Here is a 22,778-nt window from a genome sequence, read left to right on the forward strand (position 1 = left end):
ACGTCTCGAGTGCCCTCTTCCCCTTGGGGCTGGAGCTCAGCGACCCACTTCTTGATGGCCTCGATCGATGAGAGCTCTTCTCTCAACGGATCCACCGTCGACTTGATCTCTTCAACCGATTCCTCCAGCGCCTTGAGAGCCGCTTCGTCGGTTTCCTTGGTCTTCTTGAGCGCCGGGATCTCCGCATTCGCCTTTTCGAGCGCGGCGGCATGGTCAGCCTTGGCGATCACCTTTGCGCCCTCGAGCTTGCGCCGAGCCTCCTCGAGTTTCGACTGGGGCTCCTTCGCCGCACCGACCTTCGCCGCGGCCTCTTCGCTCTCCTTCTCGGCCTTCGCGGCCTCGCCCTCCGCAGCGGCGACGGCAGCGTCTTTGAGTGCCGCGGTTTCTTCGAGCTTCTTCACAGCAGCCGAGTCGCTCGCGATGGTCTTCTCCAGCTTCGCCGACTCGTCCTTGAGGCTCTTGGCCTTCTCACGGAGGGCCTCGCGCTGCGCCTCAGCCTCTTTCACCGTCTGTTCGATCCGGGTGAGCTGGTCATTGGCCTGTTCCACCGCCGTCGCGGCTTCCTTCACGCGGCTTCGCGCCTCTTCAAGACGGGTGTTCGCCTCCTGGACCTTCGCGGCAGCGGCATCGGACTCGGCTTCACGGGCCTCGGCCGCCCGCCGGGCCCGGGCCGCCTCCTCCTCGGCCTTGGAGGCATCCGTCGTCGCCGCGTCGAGTTCGGTCTTCGCCTGCTGCTCGGGGCCGGCAGCGACGGCGGCAGGAGCCTCGCCCGAAGCCGCTGCGTCAGCTTCTGCAGCGAGCGCAGCCCCCTGGGGCAGGGCGACCGTTGCCGCGAAGAGCGTCAGGGCGGCCGCCGGGACGGCGCGGCTCTTTCCGCTGCGGGGCTGTTCGGGGGCGATGTGCTGGGCTCGCATTCGGGAGTGTCATTCCTTCGATGAGTGGTCCGTGCGGGAGATCAGAAAACGCTTCCTCCCGCGTCTTGGCACGATCGAGGGTAATGACCGGAAGAGGCGATTTGCTTTCAATTTTTGAATAAATAGGGGACGAATCAGGTCAAACCCCCATCCCCCTCTCCCCCTCCGGGACCGCGAGGACGCGAGCGAGCACACCGCGACGGCCCGCATCCACTCCACGGAAGCGGCCTGCCTCATCCCTCCCGCATCATGCGCGAAGGGCCCGCCCTCGACCCGGAATCATCCAGGTCGAGGGCGGGCCCACGCTCACGCGGGAAGCGGGGATCAGCGGCGCGCCGCGCGTCGAGCGACCATCATTCCCCCGCCGGCCAGCGCTGAAGCGCCGATCAGCATCAGCAAGGCGTCGACGTTCGTTCCCGTCACCGCGAGGCCCGGACGAGAAGCCAAGTTGCCGGCCTGCGGGGACCGGGCGACGGTGGAGGGCTTCGAGGCGACAGGAGCGAGCTGCGCCTTGTCCGCCGAAAGGGGAGCCTGAGGATTCATGGGAGGCACGGCCCGATCCTCTCCAGTCGGCCTCGCGTCATCCTCGCCAGCCGACTTCCGCTGATCAGTCGCCTTATCGGAGGAACCCTGATCGGCGGAGCCCTTGTCGGAGGGCACCTCGGGCTTCTCAGCTTCCGGAGCCTTCGAGCCGGGGTCAGCAGGCGACTCAGGCTTCGACGGCCCCTCAGGCTGCACAGGCGGCTTAGGCGCAACCGGCCCCTCGGGCGCAAGCGGCGGCTCAGGCTTCGCAGGCGGCTCGGGCATCACAGGCGATCCGGATCCAGGAATGCTCGGAATCAGAGGAATCGCGGGAGCCGCGGACTCGGGCGCTTCAGGCACTGACGGAACCGGAACGGACGGCGTCAAAGGCATCGCAGGAACCTCGGACTCGGGAGCCTCAGGCTCTGCCGGAGCCGGAACGGACGGGGTCAGGGGAGTCGAAGGCTGTTCGGACTCGGGCATCGCCGGAGCTTCGGCTTCGGGAGCGCCCGGCGCAGTCGGAGCCGCGGAACGATCCTCGATCCTCATCCCTTCGTCGAAGTCCTCGATCCACAGATTGATCCTGCGCAGTTCTTCGACCAGCTCGAGCTGCTCCGCATTCGCCTCGTCGAAGGCATGGTTGAGGGTCCGCTGGTTATCCTCATCCAGGGCGTCCTTATCCCCCTTGGTGAGCTTCTGCTTCCAGATCTCGAGGTCCCTCTTCGCGACCTTAAGGCGCTCTGCGGCCTGATCGATCTGTTCTTTCAGGGCGCGGCGCTCCCCCTCCAGGTCTGCGCGGACCAGGCTGCGCACCCCGTCTTGAGGCGCTGAGGAAAGGGACCCGGTCGACGCGGGGCCAAGGGCCTCCGGAGCGGCAGGCGCATCGCCCTCGCCCTCGACGGCCGAAGCACCTGCGGCATCCGTCAGCGCCTCTGCAGACGGACTCGTAGTTTCACCGGCATCGCTCGGGTCATCCGTCAGCGCCTCGGCGCCCGGAAGCGCGTCATCGGCGACGGCGAGCGGAGTCTCGCTCACCGGAGGCTCGGTCTCATTTTCGACGGGGGTCGCCAGAGCCGCAGCGCCCGGAAGGACGAGGGCGGCAGCGGCGATGCCGATGGTCGCAGTCGGGAGAAGGATCTTCTTCGAGGACCACGAGCCCGCGAGGAGGGCGGAGGTAGTGCGCATACGAGTACTTGCCTCTTTCGTTCGAGGGAGGCGCGACAGGAGGGACGCGCCGGGATACGGGATCGCCGTATTTCAAACATTGAGGCTATTCACTCGAAAAGGACGAGACGAGAGAATTTCAAACAAGCTGGGGACTTTTCAGGGCGCTCCCCCAAGGCCTGCTCGGGGAAGCGGGGTGGGGCGCTTCACAGGGGGAAGCGAGCCCGGCAGTCGTCTCCCGAGAGGCGCCGAGCGCAGTGGGAAGCACCGAGCGCAATGGGAAGCGCCGGGTGCCGTGGCAGGCGCCGATCGGATCGGCCCCGATGGGCTTCAGGAGCGGTCCGGTCCTTCCCCCGCCGTCTCCTCTTCAGCCGCCCCTTGCCCAGTCAGTCCTCCGACAGGCCGCTCCTCATCCGTCTCGGGCCCGCGCCGATTCGCGATGAGCATCGCGACTCCCGCGACGAACAGGGCGAGGAGCGACCAGGGGAAGGCCCGATCCGCGAGCTGCCTGAAAGAGCCCGAGCCGAACATCACGCCCCCGAGGAGGAAGAGCGAAAGAAGGGCGAAGAGGACCATCGCTCCGATGCCCACGGTCGCCGAGACCCAGTAGCGCCGCGTCCGGGTATCCGGCCCCGTCATGTCGTATTCCGTCACGTGTCCGCCTCCTTGCGAGATCATTCTCGATTCTACGGCTCGCCCCTGCACTCCTCGCACCAATCGGCGCACGCACCCGGGAGGGAGCCGCCAATGCACGGCCGATGATGCGCGGCCGATGTCCATGCACCCCGGAAGTGCCCAAGAAGGGGATCACCGCTCATCGCTTCCCTTCTTGGGCACCTTTCGGGTTTCTCAGACGCTCCGCAGACGGCCCGGGGCCCGGCCGCCTGCGCGACCGGGCCCCGAGATGGCCGAATGCCGGATCAGACGCCCTTGAGGGCGGCCTTGCCGAGCTGGCGGTTCAGCGTCGCGATGACGTCGAGCGGGATCTGCTTGGGGCAGACCGCCGCGCACTCGCCGATGTTCGTGCAGGAGCCGAAGCCCTCCTCGTCCATCTGGTTGAGCATGTTGACGACGCGCTTGTAGTTCTCCGGCTTGCCCTGGGGCAGGAGCTGGAGATGCGTGACCTTCGCCGAGGTGAAGAGCATCGCCGAAGCGTTCGGGCACGCCGCCACACAGGCGCCGCAGCCGATGCAGGCCGCCGCTTCGAAGGCGCGATCGGCATCCTGCTTCGGGACCGGAGTCGCGTGAGCGTCGGGGGCCGCACCGGTGTTCACCGAGATGTAGCCGCCGGCCTGGATGATCCGATCGAGGGCGCCCCTGTTGACGACGAGGTCCTTGATGACCGGGAAGGCATCCGCGCGCCACGGTTCGATCGTGATGACGTCGCCGTCGTGGAAGGTGCGCATGTGGAGCTGGCAGGTCGTGGTGACCTCGGGCCCGTGCGCGATGCCGTTGATGACGATGCCGCACTGACCGCAGATGCCCTCACGGCAATCGGAGTCGAAGGCGATGGGCTCCTCGCCGCGGGCGAACAGCTCCTCGTTGAGAACGTCGAGCATCTCCAGGAAGGAGGACTCCTCGGAAATCCCCTTCACCTGGTACTCGTGCATCGCGCCGCGGTCCTCGGGACCGTTCTGGCGCCAGATCTTCAGTGTCAGGTTCACTTGTAGCTCCGCTGCTTCAGCTCGATGTTGTTGTAGATGAGGTCTTCCTTGTGCAGGATCGGCGGCTGGTCCTCGCCGCCCCACTCCCATGCCGCGACGTACAGGAACTGGTCGTCGTGGCGGAGGGCCTCGCCTTCGGGGGTCTGCGACTCGGCGCGGAAGTGGCCGCCGCAGGACTCCTCGCGGTGGAGGGCGTCGATGCACATGAGCTCGCCGAGCTCCATGAAGTCGGCGACTCGCCCGGCCTTCTCGAGGGACTGGTTGAGCTCGCCGATCGACTTGCCCGGGACCCGGACGTTCTTCCAGTAGTCCTTGCGGAGCTCGCGGATGAGGCCGATCGCCTTCTTCAGCCCCTCCTCGGTGCGCTCCATGCCGCAGTACTCCCACATGATGTGGCCGAGCTCCTTGTGGAAGGAGTCCACCGAGCGGGAGCCGTTGATCGACATGAGGGTGTCGATGCGCGACTGCGCGTCGGCGAGCGCCTGGGCGACATCCGGGGAGGACGCGTCGAGCTCGGGCAGGTTGAAGCACTTCGACAGGTAGTCGTTGATCGTGTTCGGCAGGACGAAGTAGCCGTCGGACAGGCCCTGCATGAGGGCCGAGGCGCCGAGGCGGTTCGCACCGTGATCGGAGAAGTTCGCCTCGCCCGCGACGTACAGGCCCGGGAGGTTCGACTCGAGGTCGTAGTCGACCCACAGCCCGCCCATGGTGTAGTGGACGGCCGGGTAGATGCGCATCGGCACCTCGTAGGGGTTGTCGCCCGTGATGCGCTCGTACATGTCGAAGAGGTTGCCGTACTTCGCGGAGACGGCGGCCACGCCCATGCGCTCGATCGCATCGGCGAAGTCGAGGTAGACGCCGCGGGCAACGCCGTCGATCTTCGGGCCGACGCCGCGGCCCTCGTCGCACATGTTCTTCGCCTGGCGGCTCGCGATATCGCGGGGCACGAGGTTGCCGAAGGACGGGTAGATGCGCTCGAGGTAGTAGTCGCGATCCTCTTCGGGGATCTGGCGGGGATCCTTCTCGCAGTCCTCGGCCTTCTTCGGCACCCAGATGCGGCCGTCGTTGCGGAGCGACTCCGACATGAGGGTCAGCTTCGACTGCTGGTCGCCGTGCTGCGGGATGCAGGTCGGGTGGATCTGCGTGAAGCAGGGGTTGCCGAAGTAGGCGCCCTTGCGGTACGCGCGCCAAATGGCGGTCGCGTTGCAGCCCATGGCGTTCGTCGAGAGGAAGAAGACGTTGCCGTAGCCGCCGGTCGCGAGGACGACCGCGTCGGCGACGTAGGTCTCGAGGGCGCCGGTGGACATGTCACGGGCGACGATGCCGCGCGCGCGCCCCTCGGAGACGATGATCTCGACCATCTCGTGACGCGAGTGCTCGGTGACGGTGCCGGCCGCGACCTGACGCTCGAGCGCCTGGTAGGCGCCGATGAGGAGCTGCTGACCGGTCTGGCCGCGGGCGTAGAAGGTGCGCGAGACCTGGACGCCGCCGAAGGAGCGGTTGTCGAGGAGGCCGCCGTACTCGCGGGCGAAGGGGACGCCCTGCGCGACGCACTGGTCGATGATCGAAGCCGAGACCTCGGCCAGGCGGTAGACGTTCGTCTCGCGGGCGCGGTAATCGCCGCCCTTGACCGTGTCGTAGAAGAGGCGGTAGACGGAGTCGTTGTCGTTGCGGTAGTTCTTCGCCGCGTTGATGCCGCCCTGGGCGGCGATCGAGTGGGCTCGGCGGGCCGAGTCCTGGTAGAAGAACACGTCGACGTTGTAGCCCATCTCGCCGAGCGAAGCGGCGGCGGCGCCGCCCGCGAGGCCGGTGCCCACGATGATGACGCGGAGCTTGCGCCGGTTGGCGGGGTTGACGAGGGCCGCGGAGAACTTGCGGGACTCCCAGCACTCGGAGATCGGGACGTCGAGGGGCGCCTTGGTGTCGGCGATCTTCTCGCCTTCGCGGTACAGGCCCTTGATGAGGGTGTCAGCCATGATGTATTCGACCTTCCTCAGGAGATGATTCCGGCGGCGATGGCGATCGGGGGCGCCATGAACATGACGAAGATGATCGCGCCGACGATTCCGGACAGGACGAGCATGAACTTGCGCGTCGCGGGGCGCACCCACCCGAGGGTCTGGAACATTGACCAGAAGCCGTGGGAGACGTGGATGCAGGCGAGTGCGACGAAGAGGGCGTAGACGGCGACGAGGAGCGGCGACTGGAAGGAGGCCACCATGCGCTCGTAGGGGGTCGAGTCCGCAGTGAACCCGGTCTTCACGGTACCGGTCGTGAAGTGCAGGATGTGGAAGATGAAGATGAGGAAGATGAGGACGCCCGACATGCGCATGGTGCGCGCGGCGTAGGAGTCGGTGACCGACTTCTTCACGACGTAACGGCTCGTGCGGGCCCTGCGCGAACGCTTCCAGGTGTAGGCCGCCGCGAACAGGTGGATGACGAGCATGAGGATCATCGCGCCGCGGAAGACCCAGATGAAACCGCCGTGGGGGAAGATCGGGACGAACGCCTCGTTCTTGAGCCATTCGGCGTAGTGGTCGTACGCCTCCTGACCGAGGAACATCTTGAGGTTTCCGTAGGAGTGGAACAGCAGGAAGAAGACGAAGACGAAGCCCGAGATGGCCATCAGCTGCTTCACGAACACGCTGGTGGTCCACGCACGACGCCTCTTCGATGCGACATTAGTTGTGGCCATGCTTCTGAGCATATGGGAAGGGGTATCGGCGCCTCTGGGACTCAGGGCCGCGAACTCCCGCGCACCGGGGGTCATTCGGCTTTTTCCGCGAGATTGCGCGGTTTCAACCATTTGAGACCCGCGTCACTCCCCGACATTCGACCCCGGACCGCCCCACGGGCGCGCCTCCCCGATTCCCGCTTTTGCCAAGCCGTACCTTGCAGATTTCGGAATCGGGGGCGACTCGGCCCGCCTCAGGCGGGCCCGCGAAGATCGAGCCGCATATCGACCGCGTCTTCAACGGGGTTGCGGAAGTAGCGGCGGATCACGCCGATCTCCATGAAGCCCGCGGCGGCGTAAAGGGCGCGTGCGGCGAGGTTCGAGTGACGGACCTCGAGGAAGACCGCCTCCGCCCCGCCCTCGCGCGCCGCGCCGATGAGCTCGTCCAGGAGGAGGCGCCCGAGCCCCCTTCCCCTGGCGGCTTCGACGACGCCGATCGTCATGATGTCCGCCGCGTCGCCGACGACCTTGACTCCCCCGTAGCCGAGGCGCTCGCCCTCATCGCCGAGGGCGAGAAGGTAAGTCGAGAAGGGGGAGGCGAGCTCCTCGGCGATCATCGTCGGCGTCCACGGGTCCTCGGGGAAGATCTCATTCTCGAGGGCTCCGAGAAGCGCCTCATCACCGGGCCCCGCGCGCCGCAGCGAGGCGGGCGCGAGCGTCACATGCGCTCCATCGGCCGGCCGTGGATCTCGGGCCGACGCAGGTAGAGCGGCTCGGTGCGCAGCGAATCGGCCTGTCCGCGCTGGAGCCGCGCGCTCACGATCCGTGAGAGCACCGCCGGATCGAGCTCGACGAGGGGACCGGACTCCGCACCCGCGAGCGCTTCGACAGAATGCGCGGGCACGCTCCCGGCGGCGACCACGAGATCCGAGGCGCCGCGCAGCGCATTGAGCAGCGAATGAGCGGCCCCCACTTCGAGTCGCCCCTCGCAGCGCACGTCGTCGGGGCCCTCGGCGAGGAAGCGCCCCCAGTACAGCTCCTTGCGCCTCGCATCCGAAATCGCCACGACGCAGGCGTCGGGGGCGAGCAGATCGAGGGCGGCGCGCGCGATGAGCTCCAAGCTGGGGACTCCGTACACGGGGACCCCCGCGGCGCGCGCGATCACGCGAGCGGTGACCAGGCCCGCGCGCAAGCCGGTGAAGGGGGCCGGGCCCGTACCGACCAGGACGCGGGCGAGCCCCGCGCGAGCGGCCTCCTCGGGGCGCCCGGCGCTCCGCAGGACCTCGCGGACCAGAGGGGTGAGGGACTCGGCGTGGTGACGTGTCGAGCCGTCATGCGCACGGGCGATGACCTCGCCCCCTTCAACGAGGGCGACGCGCGTGGAAGCGGAAGTGTCGATGCAGAGGTCAGTCACGGCGAAGATCCTACTCGTCGGCGGCGGGGGCGACCGATTCGGTCTCGACCCCTTCCGCCTGCGCGCCTTCGTCGAGCGCCTGCGCCTCGCCCTCGGCGATGAGCCCCCGGGCGCGCACGAGCACCCGATCGAGGACTCCGTCCCAGCGGCTCCCGTGCGGGCGCAATTCGATGCGGCGCTCGCCGTCGTCCATCGACTCAAGATCGATGGCTCCCCCGGTGCGCCCGGCCGTCCCGCCGGTTGCGCGCACGACCGCGATCTCGAGGCGCTCGGACGACATCCCTTCGGTCTTCCCCTCGCCCCACTCGACGACCGTCACCGAATCGGCCAGGCTCGAATCCAGGTCGAGTGTTTCCAGATCCTCCAGGTCGGAGATCCTGTAGGCGTCGGCGTGGATGAGGTCGGGGCCGCCGACCGGGCTCGGGTGCACGCGGGCGACGATGAAGGTCGGGGAGGCGACGCGCCCCCGCACTCCCATGCCCTCGCCGATCCCCTGGGTCAAGGTCGTCTTCCCCGCCCCGAGGCCGCCCGAGAGCATGATGAGGTCCCCGGCGCGAAGGACCTCCCCGAGGGCCCTGCCCAGGGCTCGCGTCTGCTCGGCTGAGCGGGTGGTCGCCGAAAGCACGGCGTTCATCGGGCCTCCTTCTTCGAGGTAGACGCCGCAGCCCCTCCAGCCGGGGCGGCGCACTCGCTGTTCTCGCATGCGGTCGAGGCCTCAGCGGCCCCTGCGCGTTCGGCGACGCGCCTGTCGCTCAGATGAACGCGGGGGACCCTGTCCCCCAGGCGCGTCACGATTTCGTAGTTGATCGTCCCGGCGGCTTGCGCCCAATCGTCGGCGCTCGGCGCGCCCTTCGCCGGATCGCCGAAGAGGATCGCGGCGTCGCCGACCCTCGCGGGGGCATGCCCCGAACGGGCGCTCGGAGCCCCCGGCGCGCCCTCGGCGGGACCGAGGTCGACGATGAACTGGTCCATGCAGATCCGGCCGACGACCCGGGTGGCGATCGCCTCGCGCCCTTCGACGAGGACCGGCGCCCCATTCGATCCGGCGCGCAGAATCCCATCGGCGTAGCCCAGGGGGACCAGGGCGAGCCAGCGCCTGCCCGGGGTCCGCCAGGTGCCCCCGTAGGAGGCGGGGGTCCCGCCCTCGACGGCCTTGACCGAGGTGAGGGGCGCCTGGAGGGTCATCGCGGGACGCAGGCCCAGCGAGGCGCCGCTCGCGGTGAGAGGATCCGGGCTCAGTCCGTACATGCCGATGCCGACGCGCACCAGGTCGTAGTGGGCCTGCGGGTGCCACAGGATGCCGGCGGTCGCCGACAGGTGCCGGAGCCGCGGTTCGACGCCCGCATCGGCAAGGGTCTTGAGCCCCTGCTCGAAGATCTCCACGTGCGCCGCTGTGGAGGCGAGCCCGTCCTCGCTCAGGTCGTCCCCGCGCGACAGGTGGCTCCAGGCGCCGATGACCTCGACGAGCCCTTCCTCTTCGGCCATACGGACCGCGGTGACGAGGGCGGGGAAGTCGGCCTGCGTGGAGCCCGCGCGCGACATCCCCGTATCGATCTTCACGTGGATCCGGGCGCGGATCCCGGTGTCGCGGGCCGCTGCGCAGATTTCGGCGAGGACCCAGGTCCATGAGACCGACAGGTCGATACCGGCTTCGAGCGCTCCCGCCCAGTCGGCGCCGCTCGGCGCGATCCAGGCGAGGATCGGGGCGGCGCTCCGGTCGATGCCGGCGGCGTCCAGGCCGTCGCGCAGCGCGCGCGCTTCGGCGAGCTGAGCGACGCCCAACCAGGTGGCGCCCGCCCGCAGCGCGGCCATTGCGACGGGGAGGAGGCCGTGCCCGTAGGCGTCGGCCTTGACGACCGCCATCTGCACGGCGCCGGGGGCGAAGGCGCGCAGGACCTCCAGGTTCTCTCCGATCGCACCGAGGTCGACGATCGCGCGGCCCGGGTAGGGCGATTCCGGCGAGGTTTGGAGCATCACGGGTCTTAGTATCCCACCGGCTCGGCCCTGCCCGCTGGTGGGGTCAGGAGTCGGCCGAGCACCGGGGGCAGGGCGCGCGCGATGTCGAGGGCGCCGATCGGGCCGCCGAGGGGGCCGTAACTTCCGGCGGCGGCCGCCCCGGCGAGGGCGTGGATCATGGCTCCCGCGGCGATGAGCGCGTCGAAGTCCCGGTCCGTCAGGCCCCGCTCCCGGTCGGCCTTCCAGCCCGCTGCGAGCCCCGCGAGGAATCCGGCGAGGACGTCCCCGGCTCCGGCGACCCCGGTCCAGGCGGACCCCCGAGGCGTGACGAAGATCCGGGAGGCCGGGGTGGCGAGCAAGGACTCGGCCCCTTTGAGGAGGACTCGGGCACCGGCCTCCCGTGCGAGGATGCGGGCGGCTTCGGCGGGGTGGTCCTCGACCCACCATCGGGGCGTCGTCCGGCCGAGCGCTCCGAGCAGTGTCGCGGCTTCACCCGCGTGAGGGGTCAGGACCGTGAACTCACCGATCCCCTGGTCGCGCAGTTCCGGCACGAGTTCCAGACCGCCCGCGTCGATGATGAGCGGCAGCCCCGAGGACGCGGCGAATCGGGCGAGCTCGCGGGCCGCCTGCCGGGTCTCCTCATCCATTCCGGGCCCGACGAGGCCCGATTGGATCCGCCCGCCCCGCGTGACGACGCCCGGGACGGCCGCGAGCACCAGGTCGGCGACCCGGGTCGGCGCGTCGAGGCGGATCATGCCCGGCCCCGCGCCCTGAGCGCCCAGGGCCGCCAGGACGCCCGCGCCCGGGTAGGTCTGCGAGCCGGCGACGAGGCCCGCGACTCCGCGCGTGTACTTGTGGTCCTCGGGGCCGGGCGCACGGATGAGCGCCGCCGCGTCCGACTCCTCCATGAGGACGACCCTGCTGCGCCCCATGTCGAGTCCGAGCTCGTGCACGCGCACCCGGCCGGCGGCGCGGGAAGCGGGCGGCAGGGCGAGAAGGGACTTCATCGCCCCCATCGTGACGGTGCGTTCGGCTTTCAGAAGCGGCCCTTCGATCTCGCCGTCGTCGTCCGAGGAGGCCGAGGGCGCGTCGATCGCCACGACGCGCGCGCCGCGCTCGGAACGGATGCCCTCCAACTCGCGCAGTCGTGAGGCGAGGGGCTCGCGAATGGCGCCCACGAGGCCCGTCCCGCAGATCCCGTCGATCCAGATCGGGGAGCTGAGCGCCTCGACGATGCCCGGGGAGGAGCGAAGCGGCTCGCCCTCGGCGAGCTCATGGGCGGACAGGCACGCGACCCCCTGTTCCGCGGCGGCCGCGCGGGCGCGCTCGTGAACGCGGGGGCTCAGGCAGACGGCCGTGCACGGCACGCCCTGCTGAGCGAGGAAGGAAGCCGCATAGAGGGCGTCCCCGCCGTTGTCCCCTCCGCCGACGAGCGCGCAGACCCTCGGGGAGGCCTCCCCGCCCGGGAAAGCCGGGCGGGCAGCGGCGAGCACGTCCTTCACTTCGTCGGCAACCGCCCGGGCGGCCGAGCGCATGAGACGATCCGGATCGCCTTCGGCGCGGGCGGCCCGCACGTGACGGGCCTCGGCCTCACGGACTTCAGCGCGGGTGAATGCGGGAATCATGCTGCGATCATTCCATCTTCGCGGGCCTTCTTCCTCCCCGCCCCCGCTGAAAGCATCACCGCGGGCCGCCGAGAGCATCGCCACGGGCCCGTTGGGGGCATCACCACGAGCCGCCGACGGGCATCGCCTCCGACGACGGCGGAGCCGCGCGGTCTCAGGGCAGGTCGAGGCTCTTCGCGAAGCCGGCGAGCACCGCGCCGCAGATGACGAGCGCCACTCCCATGACCGTCCAGCGCATCTCCTTGCGCGTGCGGGACTCCCCGAGCAGGACGATGCCAGCGGGAGTGGAGATGAGGATGCCGAGCTGGGACAGTGTGAAGCCCGTTGCGACCCCGACGCGGTCCGCGCTGATCATGAGGATCAGGACCGCGCAGCCCCACATCATGCCCGTGATCATCTGACGCAGCGTGCGCGTGGACCAACGGGTGTCGGCGGGGCCGACCCACGGGGTGAAGCGCGGCGCGGTCAGGATGAGCGCGACCGTCATGTAGCCGAGCGCCTGCGGCAGGAGCGCCGTGCGCCCGTCGATCCCGAACCACTGGACGAGCAGCAAGTAGGCGACCAGACCGATCGTCGAAGTCGCCAGGAGGCGGATGCCGCGCGGCCAGTCGAGGCCGTCGGCCGACTCAGACTTCTCATGCCGCGAGGCGAGCCACACGCCGAGCGCGAGGGCCGCGATCGCGCCGGCTCCGAACAGCGAGGAGGCGCCGTGGCGCCATTCGCCGAAGAGGAGTACGCCGCCCAAGGACATCGCCACGAGCTGAAGGCCCGTCGACGTGGGCATGGTCCGCGAGACCCCGAGGACCCTCAGGCACACGGTCTGGTCGACCAGGCCCCAGCCGAGCAGGAGGCCCGAGGCGTATGCGATCGCGAAGGACTGGGGCGTCCACGAGACGCCGAGGAAAGGGGTCGCGATGAGCGAGGTGAGGAAGCCGCCCGTCATGAGGCCGAGGATGCGCTGCCTGTCATCGCCTCCGAGGACGACGAGGAGGACGCTCATCGTCCCGAGGATCAACGAGGGGCTGAGTGCGAGGAGGAAGTCGGCCACGGCAGCAGGGTAGTGCCTCCCACCCCTCCCGCCGAAAGCATCACCTTTCTTCGCCGAAGGGATGCCCCCCGGAGCACCCGACCCGCACGTACGCACGAGTCACGCGCCACGCGCCAACTCGACCAGCGGCCGCAGGCACGGCGAGCCCGCGCCGAAGACGGGGCCGACTGCAGGGGAGAAGGAAGGCCCAGGGCGCTTACTCGACCGTCACGGACTTGGCGAGGTTGCGCGGCTGGTCCACATCCAGCCCCTTCGCGCCCGCCAGTTCGCAGGCGAAGATCTGCAAGGGGACGACCGCAAGGAGCGGCGCGTACAGGGTCGGGATCGGCGGGACACGGAAGACGACCTCCGCGAACTCGTCGACCGAATGATCCCCGTCCTCGGCGACCACGATCGTGCGCGCGCCGCGGGCGCGGACCTCCTGGATGTTCGCGAGCACCTTGTTGTGCAGCTCAGGACGGCGCGGGGTCGGCACGATGATGATCACCGGCTGGCCCTCGTCGACGAGGGCGATCGGCCCGTGCTTGAGTTCGCCGGCGGCGAAGCCCTCGGCGTGGATGTAGCAGATCTCCTTGAGCTTGAGCGCGCCTTCGAGGGCGACCGGGAATCCGACGTGGCGCCCGAGGTAGATCACCGATGTCGCATCGACCATCGTGCGGGCGAACTGGCGGACCGTCTCGCCCTGATCGAGGACCTGCTGGATCTTCGCCGGGGCTTCAGCGAGCTTGTCCATGTAGTCGGCGATCTCGTCGGAGTACTTGTTGCCGCGGACCTGGGCGAGGTAGAGGCCGAGGATGAAGCAGGCCGTGACCTGGGAGGTGAAGGCCTTCGTGGATGCGACCGCGATCTCGGGGCCGGCATGGGTGAGCAGGACCGCGTCGGACTCGCGCGAGATCGTCGAACCGGGGGTGTTGACGACCGCGACGACCTTCGCCCCCTGCTCGCGGGCGTGGCGGATCGCCTGGATCGTGTCCATGGTCTCGCCCGACTGGGAGATCGCGACGACGAGGGTCTTCTCGGTGACGACCGGGTCGCGGTAGCGGAACTCGCTGGAGAGCTCGACCTCGACGGGGATTCGGCACCAGTGCTCGATCGCGTAGCGCGCGACCTGGCCCGCGTAGGAGGCCGTGCCGCAGCCGACGATGATGATCTTGTCGATGGAGCGCAGGAGGGACTCGGGGATGCGGACCTCGTCGAGGGCGAGCCGTCCGAGCGCATCCATGCGATCGGCGAGGGTGTCGGCGACGCCGCGCGGCTGCTCGTGGATCTCCTTCTCCATGAAGGTCGGCCACCCGTCCTTCGTCGCCCGGTCCGAAGCGAAGTCGACCTCGTACTCCTTGAGCGGGACGGGCGCGCCGTCGTGCCCGATGACGACGACGCCGCGGCCGGTGACGAGCACCGCCTGATCCTGATCGATCTCGACCGCTCGCGACGTGTGCTCGACGAAGGCGAGGACGTCCGAGCCGAGGAAGTTCTCCTCCTCGCCGAGGCCCACGACCAGCGGCGAGGAGCGGCGGGCGGCGACGATCGCGCCCGGAGCCTCGGAGCAGACGACGAGGAGCGTGTAGGTGCCCTGGAGGCGCGCGGTGACCGCGCGCAGTGCCGCGACGAGGCGCCGCGCCGCACGGGCGGCCCCGCCCTCGAGACCGGGGGCCTCGCCCTCCCATTCGAGGAGGTCGTCCGAGTCGTAGGCGCGCTGGACGAGGTGGACGACGACTTCGGTATCGGTGTCGGAGGCGAAAGTCACGCCGGCCGTGCGCAGTTCGGCGCGCAGGACGTCGGCGTTCTCGATGATCCCGTTGTGGACGAGGGCGAAACGGCCGTCCTCGCTCGTATGCGGATGGGCGTTCTCCCTCGTCGGACGGCCGTGCGTCGCCCAACGGGTGTGCCCGATGCCCGCGAAGGCGTCCTCGGGCTTCGCCTCGTCGAGGGCGTCCCCGAGATTGACGAGTTTGCCGACGGCCTTGACGACCGCCACGCCCTCGTCGCCGACGAGCGCCACGCCCGCCGAGTCGTACCCGCGGTACTCGAGGCGGGCGAGGCCGCCCATGACGACCTCGCGCGAACGCTGCGAGGCCCGGCATCCGATGTGTCCAACGATTCCGCACATGCCGTTCATTCCAGCACACCGAGCGCCCTCGGGCGAACCCGCCGGACCGGATCTTCCCTCTTCGCGTCCTCCGGCGCTGCGAAGGAGCGCCCGAATGCGGCACAATCCGACTATGACCACGCGCCCGGATCACGCAACCGGCCCCTACGCGAACTACACCCGCGAGGAATGGGACCGCCTCGCCGACCGCACTCCCCTTCCCCTCACGCAGGCGGACATCGATCGCATCGCGTCCCTCGGCGACCCGATCGATATGCGCGAAGTCGATGCGATCTACCGGCCTTTGTCGGCCCTCCTTCAGCTCTACGTCGACGGCCGCCGGCGCACCGCTCACGAGCGCCGCTCCTTCCTCGGCGATTCCTCCGCCACGGACACGCCCTTCGTCATCGGCATCGCGGGGTCGGTCGCGGTCGGCAAGTCGACCGTCGCCCGTCTCCTCCAGCTCCTCCTCAGCCGCTGGTCGCATACGCCGCGCGTCGACCTGGTGACCACGGACGGGTTCCTGTACCCGAACGCCGTCCTCGAGTCCCGGGGCATCCTCGCCCGTAAAGGCTTCCCCGAGTCCTACGACCGCCAGGCGCTTATCGACTTCCTCTCCGCCGTGAAGTCGGGCGCGCCTTCGCTCGAGGTGCCCGTGTATTCGCATGTCGTGTACGACATCGTCGAGGGCGAGACCCTGTCGGTCCGTTCACCCGACATCCTCATCGTCGAGGGGCTCAACGTCTTGCAGCCGCCTCGCATCCGCCCGGGTTCGGTGAGCGTCGCGGTTTCGGACTACTTCGATTTCTCGATCTACGTCGACGCGGAAGAGGCGCATATCGAGCAGTGGTACGTGGACCGCTTCCTCGAGCTGCGCCGGACGGCGTTCTCCCGCGAGGATTCCTTCTTCCGGACCTATGCGGGCCTGACCGATGTCGAGGCGGAGACGACCGCGCGCATGGTGTGGTCGGCCATCAATCTGCCGAATCTTCGCGACAACATCGCGCCGACCCGCGAGCGCGCCACGATGATCTTCAAGAAGGACGCCTCGCACCGGGTCGAGTCGCTCCTTTTGAGGAAGGACTGAGGGGCCGGGCTGCCCGGGGTGCTGCGAGGCTCCCGTTTCCTCTCCGCCCTCCCCGCGCCGACGAGCGCGTACGAGCGGGAGGGACGGCGGATGCCCGGCGAGGCATCCGGACACCACCGCCCCTCCCGCCCTGTTCAGTCCTGGGAGGACCCGCCCGTCACCCAGTACAGGAAGCGCGCATCGCCGCCTCCGACGGCGGACAGGGTGACAGATGCGGTCGGCCCCTCACCGAGGTCGACTTCCCGCCGTAATCCCGCCTGAGGATCGACGAGGATCAGGCGCGCGTCCTCGCTCGGCTTCGACAGGACGAGGACGATGTCCTGAGCAGTCTCGGCGAAGGATCCGTCGTCATTACGCGGATTGAGTGAGAACGAGGGGAATTCGGTCGTTCCGGTCAGGGCGTTCACGACGAGGAAGCCCCTGGGAGCGCTCGTCGATTCGCCGAAGATCTCCCTGGATTTCTCGGGGCTCAGACCGTCGAGCTGCTCGAAGTAGCCGATCACGACATCGCCGGGCCTGCCTGCATTGACCGATCCCGCATTGCGCACCGTCACGTCCTTCAAGCCGACGGACTCGTTCGCCGCCTTCGCCTCGCTGCCTTCGGCGAAGTTCCCATAGGTGTAGCCCTTCAGGACGCCGTTCTTCCTCCCCTCGTACGATCCGGGCTTGTATGCCACGAAGGTCGATGTCATCGCCTTCGTGTATGCGCCGATGGCTTCGATGTGCCCGAAGATCTTCGAGAACTCGTAGAACGACCTGGTCGGTGCTCCGTCGTAATCGATGATCGAAGAGCGGTCGTAACCGTTGTACTCCATCCTGAACAGGCCGAACCATTTCTGGCCCGTCGCAAGCCCGAGGGAGGGGACGATCGCCTTCTGAGACTCCGACACATTCGCATCCCAGTTGTAGTCCAGGTACTGGCCGTAGAGGATCGGGCTCGACCCGTCACCGGTCAGCCCTTTGAGGGCGTATTCGCGCTGCGCTTTCCAGGTTTGCGTGTTCAACAGATCGAGGACGACGCTGTCCGGCTTGGGGCCCGAATTCGGGCTGTAGTAGTAGGTGTCCCAGCTCAGCAGATCGGGCTTCGCGTTCCTCACGTAGTAGTCGAGGTTCTCGGCCTTGTACCACGAGGGGTCATTCCAAGAATTCGCGTGGACGAGCGCACCGGGGATGTTCCGCTTCGACCATTCGAACCACCGTCCGAAGTTATCGGATTCCGTTCGGCTGAAGCCGCCCTCGTCTCCGTATTGAATATCCACGAGGGTCTCCGCATAGGGGCGCATGATGTCGGTGAGGAAATCTCTCGGGCTCCCCGCCGCGCTGATACCGTTCTTCCCGAAGGGGGCCTTGGCGATCGCCCATGGAGAGCCCTCGCCCAGCGATTCCATCAGCGGGGTGTTGAACATCGGGAGGTCGTAGAACATCGGGAATGCGCCCTCGGTGAGATCGCGTTCCCGCGCGTCGAAGCCCCCTCGGCCGTAGCCCTCGGAGGGGATCCAGGTGGGCATCATGATGCCGTACTGGAGGGCGAGGGTCTGGGCCCTGTTCACTCCCCATTGTCCATCCTGAGGATTGAAGGCCCGGTACTTCTCGAAAGAGGTGTTGTCGACGTCGGGGGCGACGGGCTCTTGTCCTGCGGGTAGCCCCCACACCTCGATCTCCTCGAATGTGACGCCCGTTGCGACGTTCCTCGGCGTCTGGGGTTCTGTCTCGATGTTCATCCACACCCGGATCCGACGTGCACGGTGATAGGCGTTGAAATCCCAGTACCAAATCCCCCCGGCATCACGAGTGAGCGACGCATGGGTGACGATGGTCTTCCATTCCCCGCCTTCGTCCTGCACGGCGATGGCGACCGAATTGCCCCCGTGCCATGATTCGGTGCCCGCGGGGAGCTCGGGTCGCCCGAAGCCGTTCACCCGATGGACGTAGCGAGCCTCGCCCAGATCGATTTCAAAGCCGGTGACGCTCTGGTTCCATTCCGCAGCGCGTACGAGCGGCTTGGCCGTGTAGGAGGTGTGCCGGTCGCCATCGACGAGGGCGGCGTTGTTCTCGTCGGATCCGCCGTTGAGTGAAACGGCAGCCGGGATCAGCACATGCCCGCGGAAGTCGGTCGGCTTTTTGAGGATATTGACGACGTAGGTGGCTGATTCTGAGCCTTTCGACACCACTGCGGTGATGAGGTTGAGGCCCTCCTCGAGTGCGAGACCCGAGACTCTGCCCTGGGCGTTGACGGCTGCGCCGTTGATCGTGACCCGCGCCCCTTCGACCGTTTTGATCCTCGCCGATACCGTATCGGCGTGGTAGTAGGCCATCGCCGTGTACGTATGGGTCGTCGGGGCGAAGTCGACCGGTGCTCCTGCTTCGCCGTAGGGAAGCTGATCGATGATGAAATCGGTGACGAGGGTGTCCGAACCGGAGCCCTCCTCCGGCGCATCCGGGTGAGGGACCTCCGGGTCGCCGCCCGAAGGCTCCTCGACCCCGGCGGGGATGATGGGCCTTCCCGCGGCATCGCAGCGAAGGACTTTGACGTCGGAGAGCGCCATGTCGTTCTTCTCCGCCTCCATCGCTCTCAGACCCGTGAGGGTGATGACCGCTTTCGAGGTCTTCGTGAAGGAGATGACCTGCGGCTCGTTCTTCTTGATGAGCCGTGGACCGTTTGCGAGGCGCTCACCTTGCGTCCATTCGCCGAGGGCGATGCTCTCGCGCCATTGCATCATCGCCGAATCGGATTCGGCGGGATTACCGGGATCCGCATCGAATCCGTGAATGAAATATTCGGCGGGAAGATGATCGTTGCCGTAGGTCGTTCCCCAAGTGGGTCGTGCTGTGATGAGCAGACCGCATGCACCCGCGTCACCCAGGGGGTTGGTCATTGCAAAGGCGTGGGGGAAGGGCGTTGTCCCGCCCGACCACTTCGTCGTCCAGAAGCTCTTCTCGTGATCGGGACGCCCCGAATCATCATCGACGAGGGCGGCGATCCGTCCGTTCGGGGCGGTCTCTCCGGAGAGCTCCTCCGAAGTCGCCCACAGGATTTCGGGGTGGGGCGGTGTTTCCTCCGCGTTCTGGGCAAGCGCCGGCAGCACCATGCCGAATACTGCGAGGCACGGCGTCACGAGCAGCGCGATGACGGGGATTCTCCTCATGTCTCAACTCCTTTGTCAGATGAGGAAAGCGGATCGGAATGCGAGGATCGGCGTCGTGCTCATCCGGCCCGAGCGCTGTTCGCTTGCGCGCCTAGGCGAATTCGAGCGCGAGACCGATCGCGTAGCTGCACCGGGTCGCCGGGAGCACGATCCGTGTGGAGGCCTCATCCGGGTCCCCTCCGTCGGTGATGAGCTCGGCGTGAACGCCCTCGTCGCCCAGGATGCGCACCGATGAGACGCGGCCCGGGACCGTGATGGAGGTCGAGGGGATCCCCGGGGCCTCGAAGGTCTCCATTCCCGCGTCGGCGGGATCGCGAGGGGGGATTCCGAAGAGATGGACCAGGGCCCCGTCGTCACGCGATCGTGTCGCATACCAGTTCCAGCCCTGCGATCCTCGGAGCCCGGATGCCCCCTCCCAGGGTCGGCTCGCGTAGATCCCCTCGCCGTTGATGCGCATCCAGGCGCCGAGCTCGGACAGTCCCCTCTTCACCTCATCGGGCATCCGGCCGTCGGCGTCCGGACCGATGCCGATGAGGTAGTTCCCGCCTCGCGAGACGATCGCGAGGAGGTTGTCGATGAGGTGGCGCATGGGCTTGATCGGGTCGTCATGGCGCATCGCGCACCATCCCCGCCCCATCGTGATGCACGATTCCCACGGGTAGTCGAGAAGCTCTCCGGGCACCTCCTGCTCCGGGGTGCGGTAGTCCTCGTTGCGGCCGTGCACTTCGCGGTCGACGACGAGAATCCCGGGTTGAAGCTCGCGCGCACGATCGGCGATCCGGTCCATGTCGATCGGCTCGTAGGGCGCCCGGACCCACCCCGCGTCGAGCCAGAGCACGTTGATCGTCCCATACCGCATCAGCAGCTCTTCGATCTGGTTCTTCGTATAGTCCACGAAGGAGCGCCACTTTGCGGGGCGCGCATCGATGTCGTAGTTGTGGAAGCGGTCTTTCAGCGGCTTCGCACGATCCCAGTACCCCGGATGGTTCCAATCGGCCTTCGAGAAGTAGACGCCGGTATCGAGGCCCCGGGCGCGGAAGGCGTCGAAGACCTCGCGGACGACATCGCGTCCGAGGCCCGAGTCCTCCGCGGTAGCTTTGAAGTTCGAATAATCGGTGTCGTACATCGCGAAGCCGTCGTGGTGCTTCGTCGTGAAGACGAGGTACCTCATTCCGGCATCGGCGCAGGCCCTCGCCCACGCCTCGGCGTCGAAGGCCTCGCCCGTGAAGCGCCTCGCCTGGTCGCGGTACCAACTGTGGTATTCGGCATCGCCGCCCTCCCAGTCGTCGGGCGGATCGGTGAAGCCTCCGAGGCGTTCGCGGTGAAGGGACCAGGAGCCGTCCTGGCCGATGCTCGAGTAGATCCCCCAGTGGATGATGACGCCGACCTTGTGATCCTGCCAGCGCTCGAGCGCCGCTCGACTCGCGGGGTCCTCGGGGTAGACGTAGCCGGGATCTGTCCCGGTTTCAAGGACTCCCGCGGCCCCCAGGGCATCGGGAGCGAATTCCTCTCCGAGTTCGAAGTCCATCACGTCCTCCTGTCCAGAATCGTCCTCAGAACTTCAACCCTCCGGCCTCGATGCCTCGGAAGAAGAAGCGCTGGCTCACGGAGAAGAGAATGATGACGGGCAGAAGGGCGACCACGGCCCCCGCGAGGACGAGCTGGTAGGTCGTGCCCTGGGGGGAGTTCTGGATCGCCGTGAGGGCGAGCATGAGAGTCTGCTTCTTCGGATCGGGCAGCATGAGCAGGGGGAAGAGGAAATCGGACCATGCGGCGATGAAGGAGGTGAGTCCGACGACGGTCAGAGTGCCGCGGACCTGGGGCAGGAAGATCGACCAGAAGCGGCGCAGTTCGCCCGCCCCGTCGATGAGGGCGGCGTCTTCGATTTCGTCGGGCACGCCCATGAACGCCGCGCGCATCATGAGGATCTGGAAGGGCCCGATCATCGCCACCATCCATACGCCCGGCAGAGTGTTGTACAGGTCGATCTGGACCATCATCTTGTACAGGGAGAGCATGATCGACTCGAAGGGGAAGATCATGGCCGACAGGACGAGGACGTACATGATGCGCCGGCCGGTCCATCCCCTCCGGCTCAGCATGTAGCCGCCCGCGCAGCTCAAGACGATGTTCGAGACGACTGTGAGCGAAGCGATGATCGCGGAGTTGCCGATCGCCCCGAGGATGTCGGTGCGATCGAACAGGCGCTGGAATGAGGCGAGCGACCACTGCTGGGGCAGCAGAGTGGCCCCTTGGCCGAAGACCGCTTCCTCGGGGGCTTTGAAGGCGGCCATGAGCGGCAGGACGAGGGGACCCACGAGGAGGATCGCGACGACGGTGAGCGTGAGATAGCGGATGACCAGGCGGTGCCCCCGGATTCTGCGCCCTCCCGCGTTCCGGGCGCGCTCCTGTCGGCGTCGCCTGTTCCAGCGCTGAAGCGCGCCGTCCCCGAGGGAAGGAGCCTGCGGCCCCGGGCCGATGGATCGTGGCATGCCGTTCATCCCTCTTCCGCCTTCCTCTGCAGCTTCTGCGACGCGATGATGAACCCGAAGGTCAGCAGGAAGAGGCACACGGATGCGGCGTCTCCTTGTCCCAGTGATCCGAAGGTCGGGTCGATGATGCGGTCGCGGATGTACATGGTAAGTGTCGTGGTGGGAGAGGCTGAGCCTCCCAGGAGGTAGACCTCGGTGAAGATCTTGAGGCAGCCGATGGTCGTGAGGGTGGCGACGAGGAACATCATGACGCGCACCCCCGGGACGGTGACTGTGAGGAACCTGCGGATCGGTCCCGCTCCGTCGATTTCCGCCGCCTCGTACAGGCAGGCGTCGACGTTCGCCAGGGCGGAGAGGTAGAGGATCATGTAGTAGGGCAGCCCCTGCCACAGGGTGATGAGCATCGCGCTGAAGAGGATGAGCCATTCATTCGAGAGGAATGGGACCGGCTGGTCGATGATCCCCGCGGAGGTGAGGAAGTTGTTGATCGGCCCGCGCTGATCGAGCAGGTAGCGCCAGGCGAGGGAGATGACGACGAGGGATGAGACCGCCGGGAGGTAGTACAGGGCCCGGAAGAAGCCGATTCCGGGAACCCTGCTCTTGACGAGCAGTGCGAGCAGGAGGGGCAGGAGGACCATCAGGGGGACGACGCAGAGCGCGTACAGGAGGGAGTTCCCGATCGATTCCCAGAATTCGGGGTCGCCGAGGACGGTTCTGAAATTGTCGAGTCCGACGAATCGCCCGATCCGGCCCAGGGGTTTCGTCTTGGTGAAGGACACCATGAGGGTCGTGATGAAGGGGACGATGTAGAAGGTGATGATCGCGATGACGGGCAGGCCGATCCAGAGCCAGGGAACCCACTTCGGCCGGAAGCGGGCTGCGCCGTTGAGCTGGAGCCGCACGGGTCGTCGGGTGTCGGTGGGCATTCCTGTTCCTTGTCGGTCGTGGGGCCGCGATGGGGTGCGTCCGGGAGGGCGGATCCG

At 67.7% G+C, this 22,778-nt stretch carries 17 protein-coding genes and 1 pseudogene; 1 reads left to right on the forward strand and 17 read right to left on the reverse strand.

Annotated elements, in window-relative coordinates; genetic code table 11:
- The 13 genes and pseudogenes from ACQY7V_RS06130 to glmS form a co-directional block, all read right to left on the reverse strand.
- Positions 1-914, reverse strand: a pseudogene (locus ACQY7V_RS06130) (hypothetical protein); the annotation flags it as partial.
- Positions 915-1,238: 324 nt separating this feature from the next.
- Positions 1,239-2,621 (reverse strand): hypothetical protein, encoded by a 1,383-nt coding sequence (locus ACQY7V_RS06135; protein WP_428639373.1) that lies wholly within the window; start codon positions 2,619-2,621, stop codon positions 1,239-1,241.
- A gap of 309 nt (positions 2,622-2,930) precedes the next feature.
- Positions 2,931-3,254 carry a hypothetical protein gene (locus tag ACQY7V_RS06140; protein ID WP_320772116.1) on the reverse strand — a complete coding sequence of 108 codons (324 nt, stop codon included), beginning with the start codon at positions 3,252-3,254 and terminating at the stop codon, positions 2,931-2,933.
- 266 nt (positions 3,255-3,520) lie between these two features.
- Entirely contained in the window at positions 3,521-4,264 is a 744-nt protein-coding gene (locus ACQY7V_RS06145) for a succinate dehydrogenase/fumarate reductase iron-sulfur subunit (protein ID WP_184453664.1), read from the reverse strand.
- Positions 4,261-6,240 carry a fumarate reductase/succinate dehydrogenase flavoprotein subunit gene (locus ACQY7V_RS06150; protein WP_154476294.1) on the reverse strand — a complete coding sequence of 660 codons (1,980 nt, stop codon included), beginning with the start codon at positions 6,238-6,240 and terminating at the stop codon, positions 4,261-4,263. The genes ACQY7V_RS06145 and ACQY7V_RS06150 overlap by 4 nt, the downstream gene beginning before the upstream one ends.
- Positions 6,241-6,257: 17 nt before the next feature.
- On the reverse strand, positions 6,258-6,959 hold the full coding sequence (locus tag ACQY7V_RS06155) for a succinate dehydrogenase cytochrome b subunit (RefSeq protein ID WP_154476292.1): 702 nt from the start codon (positions 6,957-6,959) through the stop codon (positions 6,258-6,260).
- A 233-nt stretch (positions 6,960-7,192) separates the two neighbouring features.
- Positions 7,193-7,660, reverse strand: a complete 468-nt coding sequence (gene rimI / locus ACQY7V_RS06160; protein WP_303774663.1) for a ribosomal protein S18-alanine N-acetyltransferase — start codon at positions 7,658-7,660, stop codon at positions 7,193-7,195.
- Entirely contained in the window at positions 7,657-8,352 is a 696-nt protein-coding gene (tsaB, locus tag ACQY7V_RS06165; RefSeq protein ID WP_320772115.1) for a tRNA (adenosine(37)-N6)-threonylcarbamoyltransferase complex dimerization subunit type 1 TsaB, read from the reverse strand. Before tsaB ends, rimI begins: the two co-directional genes overlap by 4 nt.
- A gap of 10 nt (positions 8,353-8,362) precedes the next feature.
- Entirely contained in the window at positions 8,363-8,986 is a 624-nt protein-coding gene (gene tsaE / locus ACQY7V_RS06170) for a tRNA (adenosine(37)-N6)-threonylcarbamoyltransferase complex ATPase subunit type 1 TsaE (protein WP_320772114.1), read from the reverse strand.
- Positions 8,983-10,326 (reverse strand): alanine racemase, encoded by a 1,344-nt coding sequence (gene alr, locus ACQY7V_RS06175; RefSeq protein WP_428639386.1) that lies wholly within the window; start codon positions 10,324-10,326, stop codon positions 8,983-8,985. The genes tsaE and alr overlap by 4 nt, the downstream gene beginning before the upstream one ends.
- An 8-nt stretch (positions 10,327-10,334) precedes the next feature.
- Positions 10,335-11,933 (reverse strand): bifunctional ADP-dependent NAD(P)H-hydrate dehydratase/NAD(P)H-hydrate epimerase, encoded by a 1,599-nt coding sequence (locus tag ACQY7V_RS06180; protein WP_428639376.1) that lies wholly within the window; start codon positions 11,931-11,933, stop codon positions 10,335-10,337.
- 154 nt (positions 11,934-12,087) lie between these two features.
- The gene (locus ACQY7V_RS06185; RefSeq protein WP_303778076.1) at positions 12,088-12,981 is read right to left on the reverse strand and encodes a GRP family sugar transporter; all 894 of its coding nucleotides are present in this window, start codon (positions 12,979-12,981) and stop codon (positions 12,088-12,090) included.
- 196 nt (positions 12,982-13,177) lie between these two features.
- Positions 13,178-15,091, reverse strand: a complete 1,914-nt coding sequence (gene glmS, locus ACQY7V_RS06190) for a glutamine--fructose-6-phosphate transaminase (isomerizing) (protein ID WP_235362037.1) — start codon at positions 15,089-15,091, stop codon at positions 13,178-13,180.
- 112 nt (positions 15,092-15,203) lie between these two features.
- Between glmS and coaA the strand changes: the two genes are divergently transcribed.
- Positions 15,204-16,157, forward strand: a complete 954-nt coding sequence (gene coaA / locus ACQY7V_RS06195; RefSeq protein ID WP_303773280.1) for a type I pantothenate kinase — start codon at positions 15,204-15,206, stop codon at positions 16,155-16,157.
- Between the two features lie 134 nt (positions 16,158-16,291).
- On the opposite strand, the gene ACQY7V_RS06200 is transcribed toward coaA, so the two are convergent.
- From ACQY7V_RS06200 to ACQY7V_RS06215, 4 genes are all read right to left on the reverse strand, one after another.
- Positions 16,292-19,303, reverse strand: coding sequence for a cadherin-like beta sandwich domain-containing protein (locus tag ACQY7V_RS06200; RefSeq protein WP_428639379.1), 3,012 nt, complete (start codon positions 19,301-19,303; stop codon positions 16,292-16,294).
- Between the two features lie 91 nt (positions 19,304-19,394).
- Positions 19,395-20,831 carry an alpha-L-fucosidase gene (locus tag ACQY7V_RS06205; RefSeq protein ID WP_303843908.1) on the reverse strand — a complete coding sequence of 479 codons (1,437 nt, stop codon included), beginning with the start codon at positions 20,829-20,831 and terminating at the stop codon, positions 19,395-19,397.
- 25 nt (positions 20,832-20,856) lie between these two features.
- Positions 20,857-21,795: a carbohydrate ABC transporter permease gene (locus ACQY7V_RS06210; RefSeq protein WP_428639382.1), complete on the reverse strand. Its 939-nt coding sequence runs from the start codon at positions 21,793-21,795 to the stop codon at positions 20,857-20,859.
- 5 nt (positions 21,796-21,800) lie between these two features.
- Complete coding sequence (locus ACQY7V_RS06215) at positions 21,801-22,721, reverse strand: carbohydrate ABC transporter permease (RefSeq protein ID WP_154476272.1); 921 nt, start codon at positions 22,719-22,721, stop codon at positions 21,801-21,803.
- Positions 22,722-22,778 lie beyond the last annotated feature (57 nt).

The sequence above is a fragment of the Schaalia sp. genome (assembly GCF_050312375.1).
GTDB lineage: Bacteria > Actinomycetota > Actinomycetes > Actinomycetales > Actinomycetaceae > Pauljensenia > Pauljensenia hyovaginalis.